Genomic DNA, 15,296 nt, shown 5'->3' with positions numbered 1-15,296 from the left:
ATAGTTTTGTAAATAACGAATTTCTTCGTTATCAGCGTCTTATGCTGACTTTCATTCGGAGGAGTATTACTACTTTAGAGGGAGGGGGTATTGCGTCGTGTCAATTCAGAGGCATAAAAAAAGCGCCCGAAGGCGCTTTTTTGTTGTGAGGCAAAGAATTAGCCGATGTACTGCTGGCCTTTCATGTATGGACGCAGCACTTCAGGGATCTCGATGCGGCCATCTGCCTGCTGGTAGTTTTCCAGCACAGCAACCAGCGTACGGCCAACAGCCAGACCAGAACCGTTCAGGGTATGCACCAGACGGGTTTTCTTGTCAGATTTGCTGCGGCAGCGTGCCTGCATGCGGCGCGCCTGGAAATCCCAGACGTTAGAGCAGGAGGAGATTTCACGGTAGGTGTTCTGTGCGGGCACCCAGACTTCCAGGTCGAAGGTTTTGCAGGCACCAAAGCCCATGTCACCGGTGCACAGCGCCATGCGGCGATACGGCAGGCCCAGCAGCTCCAGCACTTTTTCCGCATGGCCAGTCATCTCTTCCAGCGCGTCCATGGATTCTTCCGGACGGACAATCTGCACCATCTCGACTTTGTCGAACTGGTGCATACGGATCAGACCACGGGTGTCGCGACCGTAAGAACCGGCTTCTGAACGGAAGCACGGAGAGTGTGCCGTCAGCTTGATTGGCAGATCGTCTTCGTCAATGATCTCATCACGCACGAGGTTGGTCAGCGGCACTTCCGCGGTTGGGATCAGCGCATAGTTGCTGCTGTCTGCTTCTTCATCCAGCGGACGAGTATGGAACAGATCGCCGGCAAATTTCGGCAGCTGGCCCGTACCGTACAGCGTATCGTGGTTAACCAGATACGGAACATAGGTTTCGCTGTAGCCGTGCTGCTCGGTGTGCAGATCCAGCATGAACTGCGCCAGGGCGCGGTGCAGATGGGCAATCTGACCTTTCATTACTACGAAGCGAGAGCCGGTCAGCTTAACCGCAGCGGCAAAGTCCAGGCCCGCGTGCATTTCGCCCAGCGTCACGTGATCGCGCACCTCGAAGTCAAACTCGCGAGGCGTACCCCAGCGCTTCACTTCAACGTTGTCGTTCTCGTCTTTGCCGACAGGCACGCTGTCGTCAGGAATGTTCGGGATAGCCAGAGCGATGTCACGAATTTCGGCCTGAAGAACGTCCAGCTCCGCTTTCGCCTGATCCAGCTCTTCACCCAGCTTGTTCACTTCCAGGCGTAATGGCTCAATATCTTCCCCGCGCGCTTTCGCCTGGCCAATGGATTTCGATCGAGAGTTACGCTCTGCCTGCAGATTTTCAGTTTGTACCTGCAGTACTTTACGACGCTCTTCAAGAGCGCGCAGCTTATCTACATCCAGCTTAAAGCCCCGGCGTGCCAGTTTTTCAGCGACTGCGTCTGGCTCATTACGCAGCAGATTGGGATCGAGCATGCTTATCCTGTGCTTATCGAATTAAAATAGGAAATGTGACCACAGCCTGCGGTCACAAGGATACAATTGCCAACATTACCGCAACGATTGAACTAACGGTAGCGTTTTATAGGGCTATTTTGATCCTGTCCGGCGAGCCAGGTGAGCTTTTCACCAATCTTGCCTTCAAGACCTCTGTTTGTGGGATGATAATAGCGCGTTTGTGCCATCTCCTGCGGGAAATATTCCTCCCCGGCAGCGTAGGCGTTAGGCTCATCATGGGCGTAGCGATACTCCTGCCCGTAACCCATCTCTTTCATCAGTTTGGTTGGCGCATTGCGCAGATGAACCGGCACATCATAGTCCGGGCGCTCGCGCGCATCCGACATCGCCGCTTTGAACGCGGTATAGACCGCATTGCTTTTCGGCGCGCAGGCCAGATAGACAATTGCCTGCGCAATGGCGCGTTCGCCTTCCGCCGGGCCTACGCGGGTGAAGCAGTCCCAGGCTGAAAGCGCAACCTGCATGGCGCGCGGGTCGGCATTGCCAACATCTTCTGACGCAATCGCCAGACAGCGGCGCGCAACGTATAGCGGATCGCCACCTGCGGTAATGATACGTGCGTACCAGTAGAGCGCCGCATCCGGCGCACTGCCGCGCACCGACTTATGCAGCGCCGAGATCAGGTCGTAGAAACGGTCGCCTTTATTATCGAAACGCGCGCTGCGCTCGCCGGCAATTTCGGTGAGCAGTTCAGGCTTCAATACGCGCTTGCCCGCATCGTCCACTTCGGCCATATCAGCCATCATTTCGAGCGTGTTCAGCGCGCGGCGCGCATCGCCGTTGACCAGCTCCGCAATCGCACGTCGCGTGTCGTCAGGCAGAACGATATCCTGCCCGCCGTAGCCGCGCGATTTGTCGTCCATTGCCTGCGTCAGAACCTTTTCGATATCTTCCGTGGTCAGGGATTTAAGCAGGTAGACGCGGGCGCGGGACAGCAGCGCCGAGTTGAGTTCAAACGATGGATTTTCCGTGGTGGCGCCGATGAAGAAGATCGTCCCGTCTTCAATGTGCGGCAGGAAAGCATCCTGCTGGCTCTTGTTGAAGCGGTGGACTTCATCGACAAAGAGAATGGTGCGGCGTCCGGCATTGCGGTTCTGACGCGCGCGCTCGATCGCCTCGCGGATCTCCTTCACGCCAGACGTTACCGCCGAGATACGCTCAACGTCCGCGTTGGCATAGCGGGCAATCACTTCAGCGAGCGTGGTTTTTCCGGTGCCGGGCGGCCCCCAGAGGATCATGGAGTGCAGATGCCCCGCCTCAATAGCGCGCGGCAAGGGTTTCCCCGCAGCCAGCAGATGCTGCTGACCGATGTACTGCGCTAAATTTTCTGGCCGCATACGGGCGGCCAGAGGTTGAAACGCATTATCTGAAAAATCGAGCGACAGGTTGCTCACTCACGCCTCTTACTTATTGCGTTGGTCGTCCACCGTTACGCCCTGCGGCGGGGTAAAGGTGAATTTCGATGCGTCAACGGCGCCGTTTTGCTGAGACTTAAGCTGGTAGCTGCTACGCTGATCGTCCTGCTCAACCGCGCCGAACTGATTAATGGTACCGTTGGTGCTTACGTTGATGGTGAACTGCTTCAGATTGCCGTTGCTGCCTTTCGGCGTCAGGACAAATTCATCACCGTTCTGTTTAATGTTGTACTGCTGCCAGTCGCTGGTCTGGTTGCGGGCGATCAGCATAAACGGCGTATTGCTGGTCGCGTCTTTCAGCCAGGTCGCAGTGGCCTGCTCAACAAACGGGTTGAAGAACCACAGGGTTTTACCGTCAGAAACCAGGATGCTCTCATCCGGTTGGGTCATATGCCAGTTAAACAGATTGGGGCGTTTCACCCACAAATCACCCTGTCCTTCCTGCACCGCGTTGCCGCTGCCGTCCGTCACTTTTTGCGTGAAGCTGGCGTGGAAGCTGCTTACTTTATCCAGTCGGCTTTTAAGGTCGCTGGCTGCATCAGCCCAGACGCTGCTGGCTACAAAACTGGTGAGTAATGCACAGGCGATGGCGATTTTTTTCATTGTTATTCCTTAAAATACGTCTTCCCGAAATGGGGTTTCCGTTTCTATTCTGGACCTGCCCGAAGGCAGGCGACAGAAGAATATGCTTAATTTTTGCTGATTTACCCTTCTTTGCAATCGCTGAAGGTTAATCAAACGGCGGCGGAGCCAGCACCTCACGGTTACCGTTGTGCCCCTGCTCGCTCACAATGCCCTGCGCTTCCATCTGCTCGATGATGCGCGCCGCGCGGTTATAGCCGATGCGGAACTGACGCTGCACGCCAGAGATGGACGCTTTGCGTTTTTCAGTAACGAAATTAACCGCCTGGTCGAATAACGGATCCAGCTCTTCGCCGCCGTCAAAGCCACCACCGCCGCCTTCGCTTTCGCTGTCGGAGGTAATGCCGTCAACGTACTGCGGACGTCCGCGCGCCTTCCAGTCCTGCACCACGGCGTGTACTTCCTGGTCGCGAACAAACGCGCCATGTACGCGCACCGGAGAGGTGGAGTTCGGGCCGGAGTACAGCATGTCACCCATTCCCAGCAGCGACTCAGCGCCGCCCTGGTCAAGAATGGTACGGGAGTCGATTTTGCTCGAAACGGTAAACGCAATACGGGTCGGAATATTCGCCTTAATCAGACCGGTGATAACGTCCACGGACGGACGCTGAGTCGCCAGCACCAGGTGAATACCTGCCGCACGCGCTTTCTGTGCCAGACGCGCGATCAGCTCTTCCACTTTCTTCCCGACGGTCATCATCAGGTCGGCGAATTCATCCACCAGCACGACGATATAAGGCAGTTTCTCCAGCACAGGATGCTGAGCATCCATGCTGTCACCCGGCTTCCAGTATGGGTCCGGAATCGGACGACCCATGCGCGCCGCCTCGGCGATCTTCTCGTTATAACCGGCCAGGTTACGCACGCCCAGCGCAGACATCAGCTTGTAGCGACGCTCCATTTCATTGACGCTCCAGCGCAGGGCGTTGGCGGCGTCCTTCATGTCGGTGACCACTTCCGTCAGCAGGTGCGGAATGCCTTCGTAGACCGACAGTTCGAGCATTTTCGGGTCGATCATGATGAAACGCACGTCTTCAGGCTGCGCTTTGTAGAGCATGCTCAGGATCATGGCGTTCACGCCGACCGATTTACCGGAACCGGTGGTACCCGCTACCAGCAGGTGAGGCATTTTCGCGAGGTCTGCCACTACCGGGTCGCCGGCGATATCTTTACCCAACACCACGGTCAGCGGAGATGGGTTATCGCGAAACTTGGTGTTATCCAGCACTTCACGCAGGTAAACGGTCTGACGTTTCTTGTTCGGCAGCTCAAGGCCAACGTACGGTTTACCCGGAATCACTTCCACCACACGTACCGCCACGGTCGACAGAGAACGCGCCAGGTCGCGGGAGAGGTTAGAAATACGCGCGGCTTTGACGCCCGGCGCCAGGTTCAGTTCGAAACGGGTGATCACCGGACCCGGCGAGTAGTTCACCACATCCGCCTTAATGCGGAAGTCTGCCAGACGGGCTTCCACCAGACGGGCCATCTGCTCCAGGGCAAACGTATCAACCGGCTCGACTTCAGCCGGTGGCGGCGTCAGCAGATCCAGCGACGGCAGCGGCGTGCTCGGACGCTGCAGCGGACGGCTATCACCGTTACGCATCAGCAGCGGGTGAATCAGGCTCTCCTGCGGCTGCGGTGCTGGCTGCTGGTACTGCGGCGGCTGCTGTTGTGGCTGCTGCGGTTGCGCATACGGCTGCTGAACAGGTTGCTGCGGCTGCGCGTAAGTCTGTGCCTGCGGCGCTGGCGGCTGACGCACAGGCTCTGCTTCAGGCATCACGCTTGGGGTGAACAGAGGCTCGCTCGGGCCATCATCCACCAGATCTTTCATCGGCGAAAACTCGAAATCCGATAATGAGAACGGGTTCGCACCAGCTGGCTGTTCACCTGAGTAACGCTGCTGCTGGGTTGCCGCAAACTGACGCGCTAATTCGGCTTCAGCCGCGTCATCTTCGTCTTCCAGCATCGGTTCATCATGCTGATAGTCTTCACCGTAGCGCTGATTCTGCTGCGCGGCGAACTGTCGCGCCAGCTCGTCCTGCTGCATTTCATCAGCATCATCTTCGTAGTCCGTCCCACGCGCTTTCTCTTCGGCCATCCGCTGGGAAGGCAGCTTGATCCCATAGGAGGCAAGCTCACGACGGGTTGGAACGCGGACGCGGTTAGGGCGAGGCAGTTGCGGACCAATTCCTTCTTTCACCTGCGGACGCGGCGCACCGCCCGTTGCCAGGCTAAAGACAGGTGCCGCCGCCGCTGCGGCTGCGGTCGCCTGCTTCACGCTTTCCGCTACGGGGGCAACAGCAGGCGTCGGGTCGACCGGTGGAACCGAAACCGACGGGGCTTTTGGCGCAGGTTCCTGCACCGGTTCAGGCACAGGCTGATACCATGCCGCCAGCTGTTCGCGCTCACGAGCACGGCGTTCTTCAACTTCTTCAAAATAGTACATTGGCGGACGAGACGGTTTCACCTCTTCCACCACCTCAGGTTCAGGCTGAGGCTCAACATAAGGCTGCACAGGTTCAACCGGTTCAGGCACGTACTCCTGATAAGGCTGGGCCACAGGCTGCTCATAGTGCGGCTGTTCATACTCAGGTTGCGGCGGCTGATAAGGCTGCTGCCACTGCTCCTGCTGCACGGGGATATAGCTCTCTGGTTCCGGCGCGATAACAGGCTCCGGCGTGTGGACACCCGGCGCGGTCTGCCAGGCAACCTGAGGCTGCTGAATAGCGGATTCCGGAGGCGGAACCGGCGCGGATGGCATCACGGCTTCGACAGGCGCGGCATACGCCTGTGATGCTGTCGTTGCGGCTGCGGCCGCGGCAACCGGCGCGGTAACGGTATGGCCGTTAAGCAGCGGATCGTATTCATCGAAATCACCCGGCATCGCCCGGTTGCCGGAGAAAAGCACATCATCAGGATCGACTGTACTACCCGCTGCGCGGTACTCCACCTGCTCGTCTTCATCCATACGCTTACCGGAGAAGAGCGCCGCGTCGGTTTTACGTCCAAGCGGGTTGGCAAATTTTTCAGCAACGCGCTGGCGACGCGCCAGGGCACCGCGCAGAATACGGGCACGACGAGATTCACGACGTTGCACCGGCGCATCGTCTTCCTCTTCGTACTCATCTTCATATTCTTCTTCATCGACCCACGTATCGTCGCGGCGGGTACGGTTGCTCGCAAAGGTCAGGATAGTAAGAATAAAGCTGCCGATCTTCTCGGCGATGCTCACCCATGACCAGCCGGTAAACAGCGTCAGCCCGGCCGCCCAGATGCAGAGTAGCGCCAGCGTGCCGCCGCTGCTGTGAAGCATCGGCTGTAGCGCAGAGCTCAGCAGGCTGCCAATCACCCCACCGGAGGCGAAGTACCAGATATCATCGGCATTAATCGCCGCCAGCCCGCAGGAGGTGAGGATCAGCGCCAGGGCGCCAATCAGGCGCAGGGAAACTGCAAAATAGTCGATGTAATCATCGTTCTGACGATGACGCCATGCAAACCAGCATCCGCCAATGATTATGACGGGAATGGTGTAGGCCATCACACCGAAAATGAAAAAGAGCGTGTCCGCAAGCCAGGCTCCGGGTACGCCGCCTAAATTATGGATAGGCTCATGCCACGCGGTTTGCGACCAGCTGGGATCGGAGGGGTTGAAACTGAGTAAGGCTGCCATCAGCCAGACGGCAAAAAGGGCAATAACGATCAGCAAAGCCTCGAGGAGACGACGTCCGCTGCTTAGCTTCGATAGTGTGACTTCTTTGTCTTCAGTGTATTCCTGGCTCAAGAAAGGCTCTCCAGGTATCAGGCATATCCTGCCTGTTTGCTAAAACGGACAACAGCGCCGGGGCTCCCCGGCACTGTTGCTGTATGGATTAACAGGAGTGTAATCAAACTACGCTGATTTTGCACCTGTTCCGTGTTAGCGCGTCTTAATAACCAGACGATTGCTCTGTTTGACCTCTTCCATCACCACATAGGTACGGGTGTCGTTCACGCCTGGCAGACGCAGCAGGGTTTCCCCCAGCAGCTTACGGTAGGCGGACATATCAGGCACACGGGTTTTCAACAGGTAGTCGAAATCACCGGACACCAGATGACACTCTTGAATTTCTTCAAGTTTTTGTACAGCGGCGTTAAATTGCTCAAACACATCCGGCGCACCACGATTCAGAGTAATCTCAACAAATACCAGAAGTGAGGCATCCAGATAATGCGGGTTCAGCAGAGCTGTATAGCCCTGAATAAAACCCTGTCTTTCCAGTCGGCGCACACGCTCAAGGCACGGCGTCGGGGAAAGTCCCACACGTTTTGAAAGCTCGACGTTGGAAATACGCCCATCCTTTTGCAATTCATTAAGAATGTTACGATCGATACGGTCGAGATCTTTGCCAGGGCGCTTCTTGCTATCTACCATTATTATTGTCTCTCTGTATTCCTTCCCTACTCCTGCCTGGACCCTGTGCACATCACTGTTCAGAGCCTGTACCCGTTAGTCATCACATCGCCTGGTTATGTATTAGACGCGATGCGGATTCGGGTTCTGTTGGTAAGAAGACCGCTGCCCGAAGGCTGTCACCGACATCACGTATGGCGTCTGTCCACGCCATGCGTAGATTTCACTGACACGGTAAAAATGGCATTTACGTGCATGCCTATGCGGCATACGGTTAACGCGTTTTTTTTTCTTCCTTGAATGTTTTCGCAAATGCGCAGGGGATTGTCAAAGCAAAACATCGTTTTTTAGTACAAGATGCCGGATATTCATTACGGGGGGGTATTAATCCTCATTTTACTGCTTTATAAACGAGCGGTTTTCAGTAGAAAATGTGACGTAACGGCACTGGATTCATCGGGCGCAGCTATTGCATATATCGAAAGCAAAATCCCAGTGCTCTTTTTTTACGGCAACAAATTCCCTACAATCCAGCCCATTGCCTGCCAACAACAATGGGGATCTCATGGGCACGACCAAACACAGTAAGTTGTTAATCCTTGGTTCTGGACCTGCGGGATATACCGCGGCGGTCTATGCTGCACGCGCAAACCTGCAGCCGGTTCTGATCACCGGCATGGAAAAAGGCGGTCAGTTGACCACCACCACGGAAGTGGAAAACTGGCCGGGCGACCCGAACGATCTGACCGGGCCGCTGCTGATGGAACGCATGCACGAGCATGCCGCCAAATTCGAAACCGAAATCCTGTTCGACCACATTAATAAAGTGGATTTGCAGAACCGTCCGTTCCGCCTGACGGGTGACAGCGGTGAATACACCTGCGATGCGCTAATCATTGCCACCGGCGCCTCTGCCCGTTATCTCGGCCTGCCGTCTGAAGAAGCGTTCAAAGGCCGCGGCGTCTCTGCCTGTGCGACCTGCGACGGTTTCTTCTACCGTAACCAGAAAGTCGCGGTTATCGGCGGCGGTAACACCGCGGTGGAAGAAGCGCTGTACCTGGCGAACATTGCCTCTGAGGTGCATCTGATCCACCGTCGTGACACCTTCCGCGCCGAGAAGATCCTTATTAAGCGCCTGATGGATAAAGTGGCGAGCGGCAACATCGTGCTGCACACCAACCGTACCCTGGAAGAAGTCACCGGCGATCAGATGGGCGTTGCGGGTCTGCGCATTCGTGATACCCAGAACACCGATAACGTCGAAACGCTGGAAGTGGCGGGCCTGTTTGTGGCAATCGGCCACAGCCCGAACACCGGGATCTTCGAAGGCCAGCTGGAGCTGGAAAACGGCTATATCAAAGTGCAGTCCGGCATTCACGGTAACGCGACCCAGACCAGCATCCCGGGCGTGTTCGCTGCCGGTGACGTGATGGACCATATTTATCGTCAGGCGATCACCTCTGCGGGCACCGGCTGTATGGCCGCGCTGGACGCTGAACGCTACCTCGACGGACTGGCTGAACAAGGTAAATAATCTTTACAAGTCAGTAACAAACGTAAATAAAGGCGGCCACAGGTCGCCTTTATTTTTGCTCGCGTGTAACATGCAGATGTCTAATTTCTTATAACGTCACCTGCAAAATACGCAATGGAAAAAACCCGTCAACAAGAGTTAACACGCTGGCTGAAACAGCAAAGCGTTATTTCCCGCCGCTGGCTTACGATCTCCCGTCTTCTGGGGTTCGTTAGCGGTCTGTTGATTGTTGCCCAGGCATGGCTGCTGGCCCGCATTCTTAATCACATGATCATGGAGAACATTCCCCGCGAAGCGCTCCTGCTGCCCTTTATTGTTCTGATCCTGGTTTTTGTCCTGCGCGCCTGGGTGGTGTGGCTGCGTGAACGTGTCGGCTTCCACGCCGGACAGCATATCCGCTACGAGATCCGTCGTCAGGTGCTCGACCGCCTGCAGGAAGCCGGGCCCGCGTGGATCCAGGGTAAACCGGCCGGAAGCTGGGCGACGCTGATCCTTGAGCAGATCGACGATATGCACGATTACTACGCGCGCTATCTTCCGCAGATGGCGCTGGCGGTTTTTGTGCCGCTGTTGATTGTTATTGCCATCTTCCCGGTTAACTGGGTGGCGGCGCTGATCCTGCTGGGGACCGCCCCGCTAATCCCGCTGTTTATGGCGATGGTCGGCATGGGGGCGGCTGATGCCAACCGCCGCAACTTCCTGGCGCTGGGCCGGCTGAGCGGACATTTCCTCGATCGTCTGCGCGGGATGGAAACCCTGCGTATTTTTGGTCGCGGTGAAGCGGAAACCGAGAACATTCGCCTGGCATCACAGGACTTCCGCCAGCGCACGATGGAAGTGTTACGCCTGGCGTTCCTCTCGTCCGGCGTGCTGGAATTCTTTACCTCGCTGTCGATTGCCCTCGTGGCGGTTTATTTCGGTTTCTCCTATCTCGGCGCGCTGGATTTCGGCCACTACGGCACGGCGGTGACCCTCTCTGCCGGTTTCCTCGCGCTCATCCTGGCTCCGGAGTTTTTCCAGCCGCTTCGCGACCTGGGGACCTTCTATCATGCCAAAGCGCAGGCCGTTGGCGCGGCCGACAGCCTGAAAACCTTCCTGGAGACGCCGCTGGCGCACCCGGAGCGCGGTGACGTGGCGCTGAACGCTAAAGAGCCGGTAACCATCGACGCGAGCGACTTCTGCATTCTCTCGCCGGAAGGAAAAGTGCTGGCTGGCCCGCTGGACTTTAGCCTGCCCGCCGGAAAACGCGTGGTGCTGGTCGGCACCAGCGGTTCAGGGAAGAGTTCTCTGCTGAATGCGTTATCCGGTTTTATGGCCTACACCGGTTCGCTGCGGATAAACAAAACTGAACTGCGTAACCTCGATCCCGACGCCTGGCGTAAGCAGCTCAGTTGGGTCGGACAAAACCCTCAGCTACCTGCTTCCACGCTGCGCGAAAACGTGCTCCTGGCACGCCCGGATGCTCGTGAAGATGAACTCCAGTCCGTTCTCGACCGCGCGTGGGTCAGTGAATTTCTGCCGCTGCTCCCGCAGGGTGTCGATACCGTGGTAGGCGATCAGTCTGCCGGGCTGTCTGTCGGCCAGGCACAGCGCGTGGCCGTCGCCCGTGCGCTGCTGAACCCGTGCCAGCTGATGCTGCTGGATGAGCCTGCTGCCAGCCTGGATTCACACAGCGAGCAGCGCGTCATGGCGGCCCTGAGCGCCGCTTCCCTGCAGCAAACCACCCTGATGGTTACCCATCAGCTGGAAGGCATTGCTGACTGGGATGAGATCTGGGTGATGGAAAACGGTCATATTGTTGAGCAAGGCGATTACGCCGCTCTTGTTGCCGCGCAGGGGCCGTTCGCCGCCCTGCTGGCGAACCGTCAGGAGGACATCTGATGCGTGATCTGCTGCCTTATCTTGCGCTCTATAAACGCCACAAGTGGATGCTGACGCTGGGGATCGTGCTGGCGATTGTCACGCTGCTTGCCAGCATCGGCCTGCTCACGCTTTCCGGCTGGTTCCTGTCGGCCTCCGCCGTAGCCGGGTTCGCCGGATTATACAGCTTCAACTATATGCTGCCGGCGGCAGGCGTGCGGGGTACCGCCATTACCCGTACTGCCGGACGCTATTTCGAGCGGCTGGTCAGCCACGACGCGACGTTCCGCGTCCTGCAGCACCTGCGCATTTACACCTTCAGCAAACTGCTTCCCCTCTCCCCTGCCGGGCTGGCGCGTTTTCGCCAGGGCGAATTACTGAACCGTGTCGTTGCGGATATCGACACGCTGGACCACCTTTACCTGCGGGTGATCTCCCCGATAGTGGGCGCGTTTGTGGTGATTGTGGTAGTTACGCTGGGGCTGTCCGTTCTGGATGTTCCCGTTGCGCTGACGCTGGGTGGAATTATGCTGCTGACGCTCATTATTCTGCCGCCGCTGTTTTATCGCGCCGGGAAATCCACCGGGGAAAACCTGACGCGGCTGCGCGGGGATTACCGCCAGCAGCTGACCTCCTGGCTTCAGGGCCAGGCGGAGCTGACCATTTTTGGTGCCAGCAAGCGCTACCGTGCCCGAATGGAAAGTACGGAGCTGAACTGGCATGAAGCCCAGCGCCGCCAGTCGGAACTGACGGCCTTCTCGCAGGCGCTGATGGTGTTAATCGGCGGCGTGGCGGTGATCGCCATGCTGTGGCTGGCTTCCGGCGGCATTGGCGGTAATACCCAGCCAGGCCCTCTTATTGCCCTCTTTGTTTTCTGCGCGCTGGCCGCATTTGAGGCACTGGCCCCGGTGACGGGCGCTTTCCAGCATCTTGGACAGGTGATCGCCTCTGCCCTGCGCATCACTCAGATTGCCGAACAGCAGCCTGAAGTCACGTTCAGTGCCGGGCAAACCACCGTGCCTGAGCAGGTGGCGCTGACGCTTGATAACGTGACCTTCGCCTATGACAAACAGGCGCAGAACGCGCTGGAGGGTATCAACCTTTCCGTTAATGCAGGGCAGCGGATTGCGATTCTCGGCCGTACCGGCTGCGGTAAGTCGACGCTGCTGCAGCTGCTGACGCGCGCCTGGGATCCACAGCACGGTCAGATTCGTTTTAATAACACGTTGCTGACTGATTTCAGCGAGCAGGCCCTGCGCAAGACCGTGAGCGTTGTTCCACAGCGCGTGCATCTGTTTAGCGCCACCCTGCGCGATAACCTGCTGCTGGCCGCGCCAGAGGCTTCAGACGATGATCTTCGCGCCGTACTGGAGCAGGTCGGGCTGCAAAAGCTGCTTGAGGACGAAGGACTGAATAGCTGGCTGGGAGAAGGTGGTCGTCAGCTTTCCGGCGGAGAGCTGCGCCGTCTGGCCATTGCGCGCGCGCTGCTGCATGATGCACCTCTGATGCTGCTCGACGAACCTACAGAAGGGCTTGATGCGACAACCGAGAGTCAAATCCTTGATTTACTGGCAAACGTTATGGCAGGAAAAACCGTCCTGATGGTGACGCACCGCCTGCGCGGGCTGGCAAGTTTTGATCGGATAATTGTGATGGACAACGGACACATTATTGAGCAAGGTAGTCACGCAGAGCTGTTGGCGAAACAGGGTCGCTACTACCAGTTCAAACAGCGTCTGTAGACTATATTTGTAGCGTCCTCACTCGCGTACTGGAGTTTTGCTGTCATGCGCCTGGTCCAGCTTTCTCGTCATAACATCGCGTTTCCTTCGCCGGAGGGAGCGCTGCGTGAGCCCAACGGGCTGCTGGCCCTTGGCGGTGACCTTAGCCCTGCGCGGCTATTAATGGCCTACCAGCGCGGCATCTTCCCGTGGTTTTCTCCCGGCGACCCGATTTTATGGTGGTCTCCCGACCCGCGCGCCGTGCTGTGGCCAGCGCAGTTCCATCTGAGCCGCAGCATGAAGCGTTTCCATGCTAAATCCCCATATCGCGTCACACTGAATCACGCCTTTGGGCAGGTGATCGAAGGCTGTGCCGAAGATCGCCATGAAGGGACGTGGATCACCCGCGATATCGTCAACGCCTACCACCAGCTCCATGAGCTTGGCTACGCCCACTCCATTGAGGTTTGGGAAAAGGGGGAACTGGTTGGCGGCATGTACGGTGTGGCGCAAGGTACGCTGTTTTGCGGCGAATCGATGTTCTCCCGTGCGGTTAACGCCTCGAAAACCGCGCTACTGGTCTTCTGCGAGGCCTTTGCCCAGCGCGGCGGACGCCTGATCGATTGTCAGGTGCTCAACGAGCACACGGCCTCTCTCGGTGCAGTTGACATCCCGCGACGACAGTATATCGAGCATCTGGACGCCTGCCGTCAGGAGAAGCTACCGCGCGACTTCTGGATCCCCAGAACGCTCTTTATGCCCAATGCTTAAATGTTTTCCGCATATTTTTTGTGAGGGTGTTATAATTATGCCGCAGAGTAGCTTCTGCCTGTTGCCCCGCCGCCGTTTGGGACCCTCGCTTCAGATAACGTCCTGACGTTTATCCTGTCGTCTCCCCTTTACGAATGCGCTTCCTGTTCGGTTGTACCGTGACGCTTGGGCAATGCGCCGAAACTGTTTTGCTGCGTTTTAATCGCGCAATTCTTTACTTAATTGATGAATTTCGGCATTATCTTGCCGGTTCAAAACTTGGTAGTGATACCCCAGAGGATTAGATGGCCAAAGAAGACAATATTGAAATGCAGGGTACCGTGCTTGATACGTTGCCTAATACCATGTTTCGCGTAGAGCTGGAAAACGGTCACGTGGTAACTGCGCACATCTCCGGTAAAATGCGCAAAAACTACATCCGCATTTTGACGGGCGACAAAGTGACTGTTGAACTGACCCCGTACGACCTGAGCAAAGGCCGCATTGTCTTCCGTAGTCGCTAATTTTTTCGCCTGTAATGGCAGATGAATATATAAAAGGTCGGGTTAATCCCGGCCTTTTTTATTTATGGCGTTAGTGTTGTTGCATCGGAAGATGTATTGTCATCCATGGTTGTACAGGAGCGATTAAATCCCCCGCCATAGAATGAGCCATGTCATGGAGTAATCCCGTCAGGTGCGGCAGCATATCGCGGTCATAATGCGACACCAGCAGCACATGATTCAACGCCCGGCAGTAATCACACTTTGTATCTGTATCTTCCAGCAGCCACTCCTTTTGTCGCGGTTGTTCCGCTTCTTTCTCAAATTCCACTATCTGAAAATCACGCATTGATTCTGTGAGGCCGGTTTTTACCTCTTCCAGCCAGGCTCCGAGACAGCGGCAAACGGGCTGCGTTTGCGGGAGTGATTTGCAGTCGAGGAGGATTTCGGTGAGCAGTTTGCAGCGCTCGGCCAGGGTGGGGAGATCGGGGTTGAGGGAGAGTTCGCTGTATAAATGGGCGAAATTGTTTTCTGTATTCATTCGGTAATTCCTTCACACACTTTGAATTTACCACCGCAGGAAACGCCAATTTGCTGGCGGCGGACGAAAAGGAATTGGCGTACCAGTGTGTGTGCTACTGGCGCTTCAAAAGAAGCTTCCGATTCGCCCGCCAGATGCAGAATTATACCCTTTTCCTTAGGGCGAACGAAGCCTGCAGCATTACTGCTGCTCACACACTTTCAGGACGCCAATCCTGGCACCTGATTTTGCAGGTGCGCCGCCATTTTATTACTGTGGATTTATCCAGCAACTAACTTCGAAAGAAACTGGAAAGCGCCTCGCAAAATTCCTCTGCGGCCTGTTGCCCTCACTCCAACCCTCTCCCTGTGGGCTGAGGGATCCCCAGAAAATAATACCAGCACGGACGACCCCCTCTCCCTTGAGGGAGAGGGCTGGGGTGAGGGGGAACATACGGCTCTGGTG

At 56.7% G+C, this 15,296-nt stretch carries 11 protein-coding genes; 5 read left to right on the top strand and 6 right to left on the bottom strand.

Annotation, left to right across the window (positions count from 1 at the left end; genetic code table 11):
- Positions 1-158: 158 nt before the first annotated feature.
- From serS to lrp, 5 genes are all read right to left on the bottom strand, one after another.
- Positions 159-1,451, bottom strand: a complete 1,293-nt coding sequence (serS, locus tag APT89_RS13845; protein WP_008499983.1) for a serine--tRNA ligase — start codon at positions 1,449-1,451, stop codon at positions 159-161.
- 92 nt (positions 1,452-1,543) lie between these two features.
- A complete protein-coding gene (gene rarA, locus APT89_RS13840; RefSeq protein ID WP_045630019.1) occupies positions 1,544-2,887 on the bottom strand; it encodes a replication-associated recombination protein RarA in 1,344 nt (447 codons plus the stop codon).
- A 9-nt stretch (positions 2,888-2,896) separates the two neighbouring features.
- Positions 2,897-3,511, bottom strand: coding sequence for an outer membrane lipoprotein chaperone LolA (gene lolA / locus APT89_RS13835; RefSeq protein ID WP_028012557.1), 615 nt, complete (start codon positions 3,509-3,511; stop codon positions 2,897-2,899).
- A gap of 127 nt (positions 3,512-3,638) precedes the next feature.
- Positions 3,639-7,334 (bottom strand): DNA translocase FtsK 4TM domain-containing protein, encoded by a 3,696-nt coding sequence (locus APT89_RS13830; protein WP_060572716.1) that lies wholly within the window; start codon positions 7,332-7,334, stop codon positions 3,639-3,641.
- Positions 7,335-7,469: 135 nt separating this feature from the next.
- Positions 7,470-7,964 (bottom strand): leucine-responsive transcriptional regulator Lrp, encoded by a 495-nt coding sequence (gene lrp / locus APT89_RS13825; protein WP_000228469.1) that lies wholly within the window; start codon positions 7,962-7,964, stop codon positions 7,470-7,472.
- Positions 7,965-8,508: 544 nt separating this feature from the next.
- On the opposite strand from lrp, the gene trxB reads away from it, so the two are divergent.
- The 5 genes from trxB to infA all read left to right on the top strand — a co-directional run bounded on the left by trxB (position 8,509) and on the right by infA (position 14,332).
- Positions 8,509-9,477: a thioredoxin-disulfide reductase gene (trxB, locus tag APT89_RS13820; RefSeq protein WP_041910633.1), complete on the top strand. Its 969-nt coding sequence runs from the start codon at positions 8,509-8,511 to the stop codon at positions 9,475-9,477.
- 114 nt (positions 9,478-9,591) lie between these two features.
- Positions 9,592-11,358, top strand: coding sequence for a heme ABC transporter permease/ATP-binding protein CydD (gene cydD, locus APT89_RS13815; protein ID WP_041910634.1), 1,767 nt, complete (start codon positions 9,592-9,594; stop codon positions 11,356-11,358).
- A complete protein-coding gene (gene cydC, locus APT89_RS13810) occupies positions 11,358-13,079 on the top strand; it encodes a heme ABC transporter ATP-binding protein/permease CydC (protein ID WP_060572714.1) in 1,722 nt (573 codons plus the stop codon). The genes cydD and cydC overlap by 1 nt, the downstream gene beginning before the upstream one ends.
- A gap of 45 nt (positions 13,080-13,124) precedes the next feature.
- Entirely contained in the window at positions 13,125-13,829 is a 705-nt protein-coding gene (gene aat, locus APT89_RS13805; protein ID WP_041910636.1) for a leucyl/phenylalanyl-tRNA--protein transferase, read from the top strand.
- A gap of 284 nt (positions 13,830-14,113) precedes the next feature.
- Positions 14,114-14,332 carry a translation initiation factor IF-1 gene (gene infA, locus APT89_RS13800; protein WP_002211347.1) on the top strand — a complete coding sequence of 73 codons (219 nt, stop codon included), beginning with the start codon at positions 14,114-14,116 and terminating at the stop codon, positions 14,330-14,332.
- Positions 14,333-14,402: 70 nt separating this feature from the next.
- On the opposite strand, the gene APT89_RS13795 is transcribed toward infA, so the two are convergent.
- On the bottom strand, positions 14,403-14,852 hold the full coding sequence (locus tag APT89_RS13795) for a hypothetical protein (protein WP_060572713.1): 450 nt from the start codon (positions 14,850-14,852) through the stop codon (positions 14,403-14,405).
- Between the last annotated feature and the right edge of the window lie 444 nt (positions 14,853-15,296).

The sequence above is a fragment of the Enterobacter sp. 50588862 genome (assembly GCF_001462935.1).
Lineage (GTDB): Bacteria > Pseudomonadota > Gammaproteobacteria > Enterobacterales > Enterobacteriaceae > Enterobacter > Enterobacter bugandensis.
The sequence above is the reverse complement of the archived record's forward strand: the minus strand, read 5'-3'. Positions and strand labels throughout refer to the sequence as shown.

Coding starts and splice junctions, on each gene's coding strand:
- aat (WP_041910636.1), top strand. CDS start 13,125: ATGCGCCTGGTCCAGCTTTCTCGTCATAACATCGCGTTTCCTTCGCCG.
- cydC (WP_060572714.1), top strand. CDS start 11,358: ATGCGTGATCTGCTGCCTTATCTTGCGCTCTATAAACGCCACAAGTGG.
- lolA (WP_028012557.1), bottom strand. CDS start 3,511: ATGAAAAAAATCGCCATCGCCTGTGCATTACTCACCAGTTTTGTAGCC.
- lrp (WP_000228469.1), bottom strand. CDS start 7,964: ATGGTAGATAGCAAGAAGCGCCCTGGCAAAGATCTCGACCGTATCGAT.
- cydD (WP_041910634.1), top strand. CDS start 9,592: ATGGAAAAAACCCGTCAACAAGAGTTAACACGCTGGCTGAAACAGCAA.
- serS (WP_008499983.1), bottom strand. CDS start 1,451: ATGCTCGATCCCAATCTGCTGCGTAATGAGCCAGACGCAGTCGCTGAA.
- APT89_RS13795 (WP_060572713.1), bottom strand. CDS start 14,852: ATGAATACAGAAAACAATTTCGCCCATTTATACAGCGAACTCTCCCTC.
- trxB (WP_041910633.1), top strand. CDS start 8,509: ATGGGCACGACCAAACACAGTAAGTTGTTAATCCTTGGTTCTGGACCT.
- infA (WP_002211347.1), top strand. CDS start 14,114: ATGGCCAAAGAAGACAATATTGAAATGCAGGGTACCGTGCTTGATACG.